Raw genomic sequence first — 12999 nt, forward strand, 5'->3', positions numbered from 1 at the left:
AAAAAACTTTAACTCCCTAAAATTTTCTTTCAAAAGTTCTCCCTACTTCTTTACTAAACTCCTTTTCGTTTAAAGAGTATTTTATCTTAATCGTGTAATTTCCTATTGCAATAGGGATATACATATTATCAATTAAACTTTTATATATCTCATATTTTTCAAAATTCACATTTGGACTCATAAACTTATTTACCACTTTATATTTCAACTCCCCATAATCAGCACGATACACTCTTGGCAATTGATACACAAAAGGTAAACGCCTAGATGCTTCTTGCAATCCAGCAGGCGTTTTAAGCCATTCTAAATAATAAGCAGGCGTTTCTATAGCACGTACAGGCGGCAACCCTAACACCTTGGTATCACGTTGCGTAATCCAAATATTCCCATCTAGAGGATATTTTTGATATAATAAAGGGTTAATATAGTTTTTAAAATAATTATCTTCAAGTACCGCTTCAACAGTAATCAACGGTTTTCCATCGGTATACTGATTCCCTTCCAATTCTTCTAAATTAAATACTTCATACGGTTTGGTTGCTATATGCAACGCATCAGTATCTGCGCTTAAAATTTCAAAAATATCAGCCGTTTTTACGATACTCCTCATCTTCTCCGTAAACGTTGCATGTTTACTCGTTTTAAACTCATAAGCCAAAAATGATTTGGTTAATTTAGTATTATTATCGGCCATAGCTGTGTTTTGACTGATGGTTTGCTGATTGGTAAAGTTAGCATCCGATACTGTACTAGCTGTACCACTGCTTTGCGTAATATCCATGCTTTGTGAAGTAGTTAAAACCATTCCTGGCGGATAAGCCGTCAACTGTAATTGGTAGGCTTTTTCAGTCGCTACCTTATCATAAGCAAAGCTTACTTTTTTAGCAGAGGCGTCGTATTTCAAATCGTTTTGAAACAGCACTTGTTCTCCTTGTTTCACTTCGCCTTTGAGTACCCAGTTTTTCACAGAACCATCAAACAAATATTTTTGTCCTTGCTTTAATTTAATATAGACATTTTTATGTTCCTCAGGATAAAAATTATTTGCTGCCACTACAGGGTAACTATAACGGATGTTCTCTAACGGAATATATTCAGGTGCATTACCTGTTTTAAAAGTAAATGTTTTTTTCTCTGTATCAGTATTCCCTCCTTGGAGCGGTATCCAAGATGCCCCATATTGTTCTTCAACCCCTACTTCTACTTCGCCTACAATATCTTTTTGTGGAGGTAGTACTTCAAAGGAAACAAAATTTACTTTGGTATTATGGTCTGTCCATTGCAAATCACCTGTCAACGGATTTCCATCCACTTTAAGCACATACTTTTTCAAATTGATGCGTACCAATTTCCTATTTCCATTAGCATCCTCTGCCGAAAAAGGTTGCAACATACTGTAATTAAAGGCTACCTGAGGCTTTTTAAACACATCTACGTTGCTTTCACTATCAGGACTCACACTCGCAATAAGCGGTATGGAAAGTGGTTGCGTCATACCTATAAATTCGCACTTTTCACCTATTTCGGCTTTGTACTTAAAGCGCCCTTTTATCATACCTCCAAGTACGTTATAATAAACTCCTACATAACCTTCCATGTGTGTTGGATTCGGAAATTCACCTCGTAGCATGGCCGCTATACCTACCGCTAAAATCTTTATCTCTTTTTTGATACCAAATACTTTAATACGCAAGCCTGCCTCTCCATAGATATAGGCATATACCTGTCCCATGGAATACCATCCATCATTTCCTACTAATCCGGGACGACCAGCACAACTCACACCATTTAATTTTCGATGGGTAATATCAAAACCTCCACCTGCTTCCAAAAGGGCATAAAACCAACCTCCATCATAGGGGATGGCAAGACTGAAATTAAGTCCAAAAGCGAACCCTTTAGCATCATTCAGCAAACTTAAGTTCCGATTATCATTCATGATATCAGGCCCAAGAATTTCTAAAACCCTAGGGTGTGGTGGTACTTGTGAAGGGATTACATCACCTGTCATGAAATACGCTCCAACGTTAATATCATACGATCCTATTTTGAAAATAGCACCAAGCTTATCCATAGGGGTTCCTACATGTAAATAATTTTTGTTTGGACTTGAGTACATGTGTACCATACCAAACTTATTATTTTGTCCAGAACCTTTGATTCCTTCTAAATTTAGATACAGTTCAAAAAGCCCATCAAAAGAATTATGTACAAAATCTTTTTCGATACTTACAAACAATCCAATTTTTCCATCTTTTGCAATTTCAGATACGGGATGTGTCCGTTTCGAAATAGCCAACATGTTCCCATTGGCAAGATATTGATTCATTTCGGCAGCTTCGTCCCCAGAAAATATCTTATCATAGCTAGCCCATGTATCTCTTAAATTACCTTCAGTATCGCCATTACCAGACATCATTGCCCCTTCTCCTAGGAAATAAATACGGTTTAAACCGCCCGTATTGTTGTATTCCATTTCCAAAAATACTTTGGCTTTAAAGGAGGTTGATTCTCCAAATTTTGCTTTAACCCCTGCACGGAAACCTAAACCCGATTTCGCATCAGGTTTGTAAACATTGGTTCCTAAATTCGCCATCATATTCCCGTCTACACGTTTCATTCTGTAAGATAAACCGCCCTCTACACGTTGTAATCCAAACTTACTTGAAGAACCGTTATTATCAATCTGAAAATCGACAAACCAGTAAGAAAAGTCCTTTTTAGCAAAAATAGCTTTAGCCATACCTTTCACTTCTAGTTGTTTTAGCTCAACGGCTAATTTTCCCTGAAAGCCTTTACCATAAATAGCATCTTCATTAAATACTTTTAGCCCACCTTTCAGAGTAAAACCACTCTTTTCAACGTCTACTTTAATTTCATCAACCGCTACCTCTTTAAATTTATAGGAATGAAAAGTATCATTTTGAAATTTACCTATAATTTGAAGTCCCGCTTCTGCCGATATAAAACCATTACTATCCGAAGAAGACGAATCACCGCCCATTAAATTTACTTTCATGTTGAATGCTAATCCTAATTCATCTTTTGACGGAGTTATTAAACGAATATTGCTTATTCCAACCGAAAAATTACCAAATTTTTGTTCTACTGAAGAGGGATAACCAAAATAATCGGCTTGAACATATGGTAAGGCGTGTGATTGTAATTTCAAATTTTGAAATGCAATCCCTTTGAAGCTATAGAATTCTTTATCCTTCTCTTTCTGAATGTCTTCTCTTTTTGCTTCTATATTTTTTTCACTTGCTATATCCGCTGCATAAGAAAAAACACGGGCTTGAACAAAATCACTCAACTCTTTATATCCTTTATCAACATATTCTTTAAGTTGCTCAACGGCTTTTTTCTTGGGATCTGCTTTAATGAATGAAAAATTATCATTCAAATAATTATTCACTTTCGTAACAACAACTTCACTTCCTGTTTGAACATCTGTCAAAACGTGACCTACATTACTATCAGAACTACTAAAGACTTCAATAGTAGTGTTATTAACGTTCTGACTGGTATTATTTTTTTCTAATCCACCTTTAAAAGCCATCTTACCATTGAGCAGAGCAGAAGCTTTAAATTCATCAGAGGTATCATCAAATTCTAATTTGATCCAAGAATTTTTTTCAAAAACCAATTTTCCTTTAAACATTTTTAAATCAGACTCAGTAACCGAAGCTTGAAAAAGATATTTATCTTCATTAAATGTTCCTAAAATTTCTAAAAAAGAATCCGTAGCAGATGGTTTTATATATCCCAATATTTTTGCTGATTTAATTTTACCTAATTCTAAACCAACACCTACGTAATCTAATTTATATTGCCATCCTGAAGCGCTTCCTTTATCTAAAAGCTTATAACCTGCAAAAATTCCGCTTACTCCAAAATTATCTATCAGTAAATTGGTACTTTCTATTTTTGTCTTTTCTCCTGTACTTTTATTAGAAAATTGTTTTGGCATTGTTATTTCTACTTCTTCTGCAAAAAAGCCTTTCCAAATATTTTTATTCCCTCCCCGGGAAAAAACCTCCCGTTTCGTATACTTTAGGAAAATTTTTAGTAACCTCAGGATTATTTTTGGTATCGCTTAAATCCATCGTTACTTTTTTAAGTTTAAAACTCCAGTTTTTTAAACTAGTAATTTCAAAAGCAGGCAAGTCTAGATCTAATAACAGATCATTCCAACCACTCCCTTTTATCCCTAAGGTAGTTCCTACATAGTGTTCATTTCCAACTGCTTTTTCTTTATCTTGAGCTAAATCGGAGCTATATACTTTCCGTTTTCCATTTGCATCAACTGGCACAATAATAGAACGTGCTAAACGAATATCTAGTTTAAAAGACATACTTTTAAATCCGTTACAATCAAATTCTATATAAGAATCTCCTTTTATTGCACCATTTTTTCGCTCTATATCTCCTCCTAAAATCGTTAATAATGCTTTACTACCCAACTGAGGTAATGTGGTATTACCAAGTGAATATAACTTCCAATCGCCGATAATTCCACCATCATGAGAAAGTTTTAAATCTTCGGCAGCAAAATATAAATGGGTATTTAAAAATTGGGTCTCCAAACGTGCAAAGGCTGTTAATTGTAAATATTCTGCAGTAACCTTTGCATTCACTATAACCATTTCAGCTTTAAAACCATCATTTGTCAAACCTTTTAAACCTATGGGTAACTTGATTAGTTCTTCTTTTGATATATTTTGGACGTATTTTAGATTTTTATCATTGAATAATTTCCCAATTTTATCTAAAAACTTATCCTCGAATGCGAATTGATCTGTTTTAAAAAACTGTTTTATATATTCTGGTGTGTTTTTGTCTAATCTAGAAAAAAAAGGTGAAATCCATTGTCTTTGAACACTTGATTCTAATATTTGTTGGATCGCAATTTTGGAATCTAGCTTAGAAAAATTAGACGCTATTTTGGAAATTTTTAATGTATCTTTTTCTATTAAAGTAACATTGGAATAGGATAAAAGGGATGTAAATAAAATAAGAACTGCTATTTTAAATCGCATGAGATAGTGTTTGTTTTTTAAAACAAAAGTAATACTATTTCAAACAATCAAACAAATTTCCACCCTTAAAATTGTTTTTTATTCACAATTCCACCTATTTTTTTACAAAAACCAATATTTTATATTTTAAATTTCTTTTTATAAAAAAAACGATTACCTAAAAAGGGAATCGTTTTTTTAAATTGATTAAAAAATATTTTTTATTTTACTTTAAAAGCATTTTTTCCTGGAAAATAAGCTACATCTCCTAATTCTTCTTCTATACGTAATAATTGATTGTATTTTGCCATACGATCAGAACGAGATGCCGAACCTGTTTTGATTTGACCACAGTTTAATGCTACTGCTAAATCCGCAATCGTATTATCTTCTGTTTCTCCTGAACGGTGTGACATTACCGAAGTATATCCCGCATTATGTGCCATATTTACAGCCGCAATTGTCTCTGTTAAAGTTCCAATTTGATTTACTTTGATCAAAATCGAATTTGCAATTCCTTTTTCAATTCCTGTTGATAAACGTTCTACATTGGTTACAAATAAATCGTCACCTACTAACTGTACTTTGTTTCCTATTTTATCGGTCAACAATTTCCAACCGTTCCAATCGTCTTCATACATACCGTCTTCGATAGAAACAATAGGATATTTGGCACATAATTCAGCTAAATAGACTGCTTGTTCTTCAGATGATCTCACTTTACCAGTAGCTCCTTCAAACTTCGTGTAATCGTAGTTTCCGTTAACATAAAATTCAGATGCTGCACAGTCTAAAGCAATCATAATATCTTCACCAAACACATAACCTGCTTTTTCAACAGCCAATTTGATTGAATCTAAAGCATCTTCTGTACCTCCAGCTAAGTTAGGAGCAAAACCACCTTCATCACCTACAGCAGTAGATAAATTTCTATCATGTAATACCTTCTTTAAGTTATGGAAAATTTCAGTTCCCATTTGCATTGCATGTGTAAATGAAGTAGCTTTTACAGGCATAATCATAAATTCTTGAAAAGCAATGGGTGCATCTGAGTGTGAACCTCCATTAATAATATTCATCATCGGCACTGGTAAAGTATTTCCAGACACACCACCTACATAACGATATAAAGGCAAACCTAATTCATTAGCTGCTGCTTTAGCTACTGCCAAAGAAACACCCAAAATAGCATTAGCTCCTAATTTGGATTTATTAGGTGTAGCATCTAAATCGATCATGATTTTATCTATCATATTTTGTTCAAATACTGAAATACCTACTAAGGCTTCTGCTATTGTTATATTTACATTTTCAACGGCTTTCAAAACTCCTTTCCCCAAGAAACTATTCCCTCCATCACGTAACTCAACTGCTTCATGTTCTCCTGTAGAGGCTCCTGATGGAACCGCTGCACGACCTAAAATACCATTTTCTGTAACTACATCTACTTCTACTGTAGGATTTCCTCTTGAATCAAGGATTTGTCTTGCGTGAACTTTTATTATAACACCCATTTTGTTTAAGTTTTTATTTTTAGAATTCAATCATGAATTTTCTAAAATAGTTATTATTTAATTATTATTCTTTATATTTTCAATAAATTGATCAAATAAATAGGAAGCATCATGTGGGCCTGGACTAGCCTCAGGATGGTATTGTACTGAAAAACAGTTTTTACTTTTCATTTGCATACCTGCTACAGTACCATCATTTAAATGTACATGTGTAATTTCAAAATCAGCATGTTTTTCTAACTCTTCTCTGTTCACTGCAAAACCATGGTTTTGAGAAGTTATTTCTCCACGACCAGTTAATAAATTTTTAACAGGATGATTAATTCCCCGATGTCCATTAAACATTTTATAAGTAGACACACCATTAGCTAAAGCTATTACTTGGTGTCCTAAACAAATTCCAAATAGTGGTTTATTTGCTGCTAAAATTTGACGTGCTACTTCTTGTGCAGTATGCAATGGATCTGGATCACCGGGTCCGTTTGACAAGAAATAACCATCTGGATTAAACTCTTTTAAGTCTTCAAAAGAAGTATTATAGGGATAAACTTTTATATAACAATCGCGTTTTGCTAAATTGCGTAAAATATTTTTCTTAATTCCTAAATCTAAAACAGAAATTTTGTAAGTAGCATTTTCATCACCGAAAAAATAAGGTTCTTTAGTTGAAACTTTAGAAGCTAATTCCAAACCTTTCATATCTGGTATTGCCCCTAATTCTTTTTTTAACTCTTCGACAGAAGTGCCATCTGTACAAATCACAGCGTTTTGTGCTCCGTTGTCACGGATATAACTCACCAATGCACGTGTATCTACATCAGAAATACAAATAAGATTTTCTTTTTTGAAATAATTCAAAAGGTTACTTTCAGAATCAGGACGTGAATGAAAAGTTGAGAAGTTTTTACAAACTAGACCTGAAATCATTATTTTATCAGATTCTATTTCTTCTGCATTTACTCCATAGTTACCAATGTGTGCATTGGTGGTAACCATGATCTGACCAAAATAAGAAGGGTCTGTGAAAATTTCTTGATAACCTGTAGTTCCTGTATTAAAACAAACTTCTCCAAAAGTTTTACCTGAAATTCCGATTGATTTCCCGTAAAAAATGGTTCCGTCTGCAAGGAGTAAAATAGCTGACTGTTTTGTTGTGTGTTGCATTGTTTAAAAAAGTTTGGCAAATTTATTCAAAAAAAAAGGATAAACCAAAAAGTTTATCCTTTTTTATATTTATGAATTGAGCATCATATTATTCAGCAGATTCAGAAGATTCTTCAGTTGCAGGAGCTTCAGTAGCAGTTTCAGCTTTTTTAGCTTTACCACCACGACGGCTTTTTGCTTTTTTAACTTCTTTTTTACCACCGTTGTAGATTTCGTTGAAGTCTACAAATTCAATCATTGCCATATCAGCGTTATCTCCTAAACGGTTACCTAACTTGATGATACGTGTGTATCCTCCCGGACGGTCACCCACTTTAGCAGCTACATCTCTGAATAATTCCGTTACAGCATATTTATTTCTTAAATAAGCGAAAACTGTACGACGATTGTGAGTTGTATCTTCTTTAGATTTTGTTACTAATGGCTCAACGAATTGTTTAAGCGCTTTAGCTTTAGCAACAGTTGTATTAATACGTTTATGTTCGATTAATGAACATGCCATATTAGCTAACATAGCTTTTCTATGTCCAGCCTGTCTGCTTAAATGGTTTACTTTTTTTCCGTGTCTCATGACGTTGCTTTTTAAACTTCATCTTGCATCAATCCGCTTTGGAGAGCAAAATATGAAGATATAATTATTCTTTATCTAACTTATATTTTGACAAATCCATTCCGAACGTTAAGTTCTTATTGGCAACCAACTCATCAAGTTCAGTTAATGATTTTTTACCAAAATTACGGAATTTCATTAAGTCATGTTTGTTGAACGATACTAAGTCTCCTAATGTATCAACTTCAGCAGCTTTTAAGCAGTTTAATGCTCTTACAGATAAGTCCATATCAACTAACTTAGTTTTCAACAGCTGTCTCATATGCAATGATTCTTCATCATATGATTCTGTTTGAGCAATTTCATCAGCCTCAAGAGTAATTCTCTCATCAGAGAATAACATAAAATGGTGAATTAATACCTTAGCCGCTTCAGTTAGAGCATCTTTAGGATGGATAGAACCATCTGTTTTAATTTCAAAAACTAATTTTTCATAATCCGTTTTTTGCTCAACACGGAAGTTTTCGATAGCGTACTTCACATTCTTTACAGGAGTAAAGATAGAATCAGTAAATATAGTACCGATTGCAGCATTTTGTTTTTTGTTTTCCTCTGCTGGAACATAACCACGACCTTTTTCGATGGTCATTTCCATGTTCAAATTTACATTGCTGTCCAAATTACAAATTACTAATTCAGGATTTAACACTTGGAAACCTGAAATAAATTTTTGAAAATCACCAGCAGTAATTTGATCTTTACCTGATAAAGAAATAGAAACTGATTCGTTATCGATATCTTCAATTTGACGTTTAAAACGTGCTTGTTTTAAGTTAAGGATAATTTCAGTTACGTCTTCTACAACACCGGGTATAGTAGAGAACTCATGATCCACTCCTTCAATACGAATAGAAGTGATAGCATAACCCTCAAGAGCAGAAAGTAAAACTCTTCTTAAAGCGTTACCAACAGTCAATCCGTAACCTGGTTCAAGAGGTCTGAATTCGAATTTACCTTCGAAATCAGTAGAATCGATCATGATAACTTTATCGGGCTTCTGAAAATTAAATATTGCCATAAATTTCGACTGATGTCAATTATTATTATTTGTTGTACAATTCGACAATTAGTTGTTCTTTGATGTTCTCAGGGATTTGTAATCTTTGAGGAACTGATACAAAAGTACCTTCTTTAGTATCATTATTCCATACGATCCACTCGTATACTTGAGAAGCAGCAGCTAAAGAACGTTCGATTGACTCTAAAGATTTAGATTTTTCACGAACAGCAACTTTGTCACCTGGTTTTAAATGGTAAGAAGGAACGTTAACCACTTCACCATTTACTGTAATATGTCTATGAGTTACAATTTGTCTAGCAGCTCTTCTTGAAGGTGCTACCCCCATTCTGTAAACTACGTTATCTAAACGAGCTTCACATAATTGTAAAAGGATTTCACCTGTTACACCAGAAGCAGCAGAAGCTTTTTCGAATAAATTTCTGAATTGTTTTTCTAAAATACCATAAGTATATTTAGCTTTTTGCTTTTCCATTAACTGGATAGCATATTCAGATTTTTTACCTCTTTTTTAGCTAAACCGTGTTGCCCGGAGGGTAGTTTCTTTTTCGAAGGCTCTGTCATCTCCGAATATTGCTTCGCCAAACTTACGAGCAATTTTAGTTTTTGGACCAGTATATCTTGCCATTATATTTTTTTTAAAGGTTGAGATTATGAATTCAGGTCTAATTATCCTCCGATAATCTATGATCAACCTAAGTTATACTTAATTAAATCAAATTATAAAGATGCTGAAAATTCAGACATCCTTAAACTCTACGTCTTTTTGGAGGACGACATCCGTTGTGTGGAAGTGGAGTAACGTCGATAATTTCAGTTACTTCAATACCTGAGTTATGGATTGAGCGGATTGCTGATTCTCTTCCGTTTCCGGGTCCTTTAACGAACACTTTTACTTTTTTAAGACCAGCTTCTAAAGCAACTTTCGCACAATCTTCTGCTGCCATTTGAGCTGCATACGGAGTGTTCTTTTTAGAACCTCTAAAGCCCATTTTACCAGCAGATGACCAAGCTACAACTTCACCTTTCTTGTTAGTTAAAGAAATGATGATGTTGTTAAAAGTTGAACTTACATGTGCTTCACCAGTAGACTCAACAACAACTTTACGTTTTTTTGTATTTGCTTTCGCCATATTACTACTTATTATTTAGTTGCTTTCTTCTTATTAGCAACAGTTTTTCTTTTACCTTTTCTTGTTCTAGAATTGTTCTTAGTTCTTTGCCCTCTTAAAGGAAGACCCGATCTATGACGGATTCCTCTGTAGCATCCGATATCCATTAAACGTTTGATGTTTAACGAAGTTTCTGAACGTAATTCTCCTTCAATTTTGTAATAAGAAACCGCTTCACGGATTGCACCGATTTCATCGTCATTCCATTCAGACACTTTTTTATCTTGGCTTACTTGAGCTTTTTCTAAAATTTCAATAGCTCTACTTTTTCCAATTCCAAAGATATATGTCAAAGCTATGACACCTCTTTTGTTTTTAGGTATATCTACCCCTGCTATTCTTGCCATAATTATCCTTGTCTTTGTTTAAATCTAGGATTCTTTTTGTTAATAACGTATAATCTTCCTTTTCTGCGAACGATAATGCATTCTGCACTTCTTTTCTTAATTGATGCTCTTACTTTCATTTTAGTATCTATAAGTAATTCTTGCTTTAGACAAATCGTAAGGGCTCATTTCTAGTTTCACTTTGTCACCGGGTAACAATTTGATGTAGTGCATACGCATTTTTCCAGAAATGTGAGCAATTACAACATGCCCGTTTTCTAATTCTACACGGAACATTGCATTTGATAATGCTTCAATTATGGTTCCGTCTTGTTCAATTGCTGATTGTTTTGCCATATTAAGCTACTGCCTTTCTGTTTTTACCCGTTTTCATCAAACCATCATAATGCTGATTTAACAAGTATGAATTGATTTGTTGAATTGTATCGATTGCAACCCCAACCAAAATCAAGAGTGATGTACCTCCAAAGAACAAAGCCCATTGCTGTTGCACTCCTAAAACATTCATAACAATAGCTGGGAACACAGCTAACAATGCTAGGAAAATAGCTCCCGGAAATGTAATTAAAGACATCACATGATCTAAAAAGTCTGCTGTTTCTAAACCTGGTTTAACACCGGAATAAAACCACCACTCCTTTTTAAATCATCAGCCATTCTTGTAGTTGGCATAGTAATAGCGGTGTAAAAATACGTAAAAATTACAATTAACGTAGCAAACACCAAGTTATACTCCCAACCAAATATATTTTGGAATCTTGTACTGATTGATTGAGCTGTTTCAGAAGATGATAAACCAGCTACAGCAGCAGGTATAAACATAATAGCTTGTGCAAAAATGATAGGCATAACACCTGAAGCATTTAACTTTAAAGGAATAAACTGACGATTACCTCCCATTAAGTCTTGTTCTAAGTCTCCAGAAACAGTACGACGTGCATACTGCACTGCTACTTTTCTAACTGCCATAGTCATTAAAACACAGGCAATAATTACAAGTAACCACACGATGATTTCTACAACAATCTTCATTAAACCTCCGTTGTTTTGAGAAACAGCAGATGAAAACTCCTGAGCAAATGCTTGTGGTAAACGAGCAACAATACCTACTAAGATTAACAACGAAATACCGTTTCCAATACCTTTATCTGTTATTTTTTCACCTAACCACATCGCAAAAAGAGTACCAGTAGCTAGTATTAACACAGACGAAAACAAGAAAGCAAATGAATTAAACCCTAATAAAAATGCTTCACTTGGCAACGTTCGGTACAAGTTATAAATATAACCTGGCCCCTGAATTAACGTTATACCAATAGTTAACCATCTTGTAATTTGGTTCATTTTCTTTCTTCCGCTTTCACCTTCTTTTTGTAATTTTTGTAAATAAGGAATAGCAATTCCCATTAACTGCACTACAATAGAAGCTGAAATGTAAGGCATTATACCCAACGCAAAAACAGATGCTTGTGAAAAAGCACCTCCCGTAAATACGTTAATTAACCAACCAATACCTTTATCGGTTTGATTAGTTAATCCTTGCAACTTAGTTGCATCAATTCCCGGTAATGTTACGTGAGCTCCAAAACGATAAACTAACAGGAGTCCTAAAGTAAATAGGACTCTGTTTCTTAGTTCCTCAATTTTCCAAACGTTTTGTAACGATTCAATAAATTTTTTCATCGTGTCTAGAAAATTTATAATTCTATAGCTTCCCCTCCAGCTGCCTCTATAGCGGCTTTAGCAGATGCTGTGAATTTATGTGCACTAACTTTTAATTTAGCTTTAAGCTCACCTCTACCTAAAATTTTAACAACTTCAGTTTTAGTAGCTAAACGGTTTGCAACCAAAGTAGCAAAATCTACTGTATCTGCCACAACACCATTATCAACTAGAGCTTGTAAAGTGTCTAAATTTACACCTTGATATTCCACTCTGTTGATATTTTTGAATCCAAACTTAGGAACACGTCTTTGAAGTGGCATTTGACCTCCTTCAAAACCAATCTTTTTAGAATAACCTGAACGAGATTTAGCTCCTTTGTGACCACGTGCAGCGGTACCACCTTTACCAGAACCTTCTCCTCTACCTACTCTTTTATTTTGGTTATGTGTTGAACCTTCAGCTGGCTGTAAATTACTTAAATTCATAACAGT

The 12999-nt window shown here is 34.2% G+C and carries 11 protein-coding genes and 2 pseudogenes; all 13 read right to left on the reverse strand.

Translation table 11 applies throughout. From position 1 onward, the window contains the following. Nucleotides 1–16: 16 nt before the first annotated feature. Complete coding sequence (locus JJC05_RS04290) at nucleotides 17–3970, reverse strand: hypothetical protein (RefSeq protein WP_235878327.1); 3954 nt, start codon at nucleotides 3968–3970, stop codon at nucleotides 17–19. A gap of 43 nt (nucleotides 3971–4013) precedes the next feature. Beyond that, the gene (locus JJC05_RS04295) at nucleotides 4014–5039 is read right to left on the reverse strand and encodes a hypothetical protein (protein ID WP_235878328.1); all 1026 of its coding nucleotides are present in this window, start codon (nucleotides 5037–5039) and stop codon (nucleotides 4014–4016) included. Nucleotides 5040–5239: 200 nt separating this feature from the next. Continuing rightward, entirely contained in the window at nucleotides 5240–6532 is a 1293-nt protein-coding gene (gene eno / locus JJC05_RS04300; RefSeq protein ID WP_105195772.1) for a phosphopyruvate hydratase, read from the reverse strand. 57 nt (nucleotides 6533–6589) lie between these two features. Further along, nucleotides 6590–7696 (reverse strand): glutamine-hydrolyzing carbamoyl-phosphate synthase small subunit, encoded by a 1107-nt coding sequence (carA, locus tag JJC05_RS04305; protein WP_105195739.1) that lies wholly within the window; start codon nucleotides 7694–7696, stop codon nucleotides 6590–6592. Between the two features lie 88 nt (nucleotides 7697–7784). Then, nucleotides 7785–8267, reverse strand: coding sequence for a 50S ribosomal protein L17 (gene rplQ, locus JJC05_RS04310; RefSeq protein ID WP_088390207.1), 483 nt, complete (start codon nucleotides 8265–8267; stop codon nucleotides 7785–7787). Nucleotides 8268–8331: 64 nt separating this feature from the next. Then, nucleotides 8332–9324 (reverse strand): DNA-directed RNA polymerase subunit alpha, encoded by a 993-nt coding sequence (locus JJC05_RS04315; protein WP_088390205.1) that lies wholly within the window; start codon nucleotides 9322–9324, stop codon nucleotides 8332–8334. Between the two features lie 25 nt (nucleotides 9325–9349). Further along, nucleotides 9350–9952: pseudogene (rpsD, locus tag JJC05_RS04320) on the reverse strand (30S ribosomal protein S4). A gap of 121 nt (nucleotides 9953–10073) precedes the next feature. After that, complete coding sequence (gene rpsK, locus JJC05_RS04325) at nucleotides 10074–10457, reverse strand: 30S ribosomal protein S11 (RefSeq protein WP_088390203.1); 384 nt, start codon at nucleotides 10455–10457, stop codon at nucleotides 10074–10076. Nucleotides 10458–10468: 11 nt separating this feature from the next. Next, nucleotides 10469–10843 carry a 30S ribosomal protein S13 gene (gene rpsM / locus JJC05_RS04330; protein ID WP_088390201.1) on the reverse strand — a complete coding sequence of 125 codons (375 nt, stop codon included), beginning with the start codon at nucleotides 10841–10843 and terminating at the stop codon, nucleotides 10469–10471. 2 nt (nucleotides 10844–10845) lie between these two features. Next, a complete protein-coding gene (gene ykgO, locus JJC05_RS04335; RefSeq protein WP_014166264.1) occupies nucleotides 10846–10962 on the reverse strand; it encodes a type B 50S ribosomal protein L36 in 117 nt (38 codons plus the stop codon). Between the two features lies 1 nt (nucleotide 10963). Further along, complete coding sequence (infA, locus tag JJC05_RS04340; RefSeq protein ID WP_026725626.1) at nucleotides 10964–11179, reverse strand: translation initiation factor IF-1; 216 nt, start codon at nucleotides 11177–11179, stop codon at nucleotides 10964–10966. Between the two features lies 1 nt (nucleotide 11180). Beyond that, nucleotides 11181–12526, reverse strand: a pseudogene (gene secY / locus JJC05_RS04345) (preprotein translocase subunit SecY). A 14-nt stretch (nucleotides 12527–12540) separates the two neighbouring features. Next, nucleotides 12541–12993: a 50S ribosomal protein L15 gene (rplO, locus tag JJC05_RS04350; RefSeq protein WP_105195773.1), complete on the reverse strand. Its 453-nt coding sequence runs from the start codon at nucleotides 12991–12993 to the stop codon at nucleotides 12541–12543. Nucleotides 12994–12999 lie beyond the last annotated feature (6 nt).

This window comes from Flavobacterium davisii (assembly GCF_019565505.1).
GTDB classification, from domain to species: domain Bacteria; phylum Bacteroidota; class Bacteroidia; order Flavobacteriales; family Flavobacteriaceae; genus Flavobacterium; species Flavobacterium davisii.

Excerpts from the sequence above, each read along its gene's own strand:
- rpsK (WP_088390203.1), bottom strand. The coding sequence starts at position 10,457 with ATGGCGAAAGCAAATACAAAAAAACGTAAAGTTGTTGTTGAGTCTACT.
- carA (WP_105195739.1), bottom strand. The coding sequence starts at position 7,696 with ATGCAACACACAACAAAACAGTCAGCTATTTTACTCCTTGCAGACGGA.
- rplQ (WP_088390207.1), bottom strand. The coding sequence starts at position 8,267 with ATGAGACACGGAAAAAAAGTAAACCATTTAAGCAGACAGGCTGGACAT.
- rplO (WP_105195773.1), bottom strand. The coding sequence starts at position 12,993 with ATGAATTTAAGTAATTTACAGCCAGCTGAAGGTTCAACACATAACCAA.
- eno (WP_105195772.1), bottom strand. The coding sequence starts at position 6,532 with ATGGGTGTTATAATAAAAGTTCACGCAAGACAAATCCTTGATTCAAGA.
- infA (WP_026725626.1), bottom strand. The coding sequence starts at position 11,179 with ATGGCAAAACAATCAGCAATTGAACAAGACGGAACCATAATTGAAGCA.
- rpsM (WP_088390201.1), bottom strand. The coding sequence starts at position 10,843 with ATGGCAAGAATAGCAGGGGTAGATATACCTAAAAACAAAAGAGGTGTC.
- JJC05_RS04295 (WP_235878328.1), bottom strand. The coding sequence starts at position 5,039 with ATGCGATTTAAAATAGCAGTTCTTATTTTATTTACATCCCTTTTATCC.
- JJC05_RS04315 (WP_088390205.1), bottom strand. The coding sequence starts at position 9,324 with ATGGCAATATTTAATTTTCAGAAGCCCGATAAAGTTATCATGATCGAT.
- JJC05_RS04290 (WP_235878327.1), bottom strand. The coding sequence starts at position 3,970 with ATGCCAAAACAATTTTCTAATAAAAGTACAGGAGAAAAGACAAAAATA.
- ykgO (WP_014166264.1), bottom strand. The coding sequence starts at position 10,962 with ATGAAAGTAAGAGCATCAATTAAGAAAAGAAGTGCAGAATGCATTATC.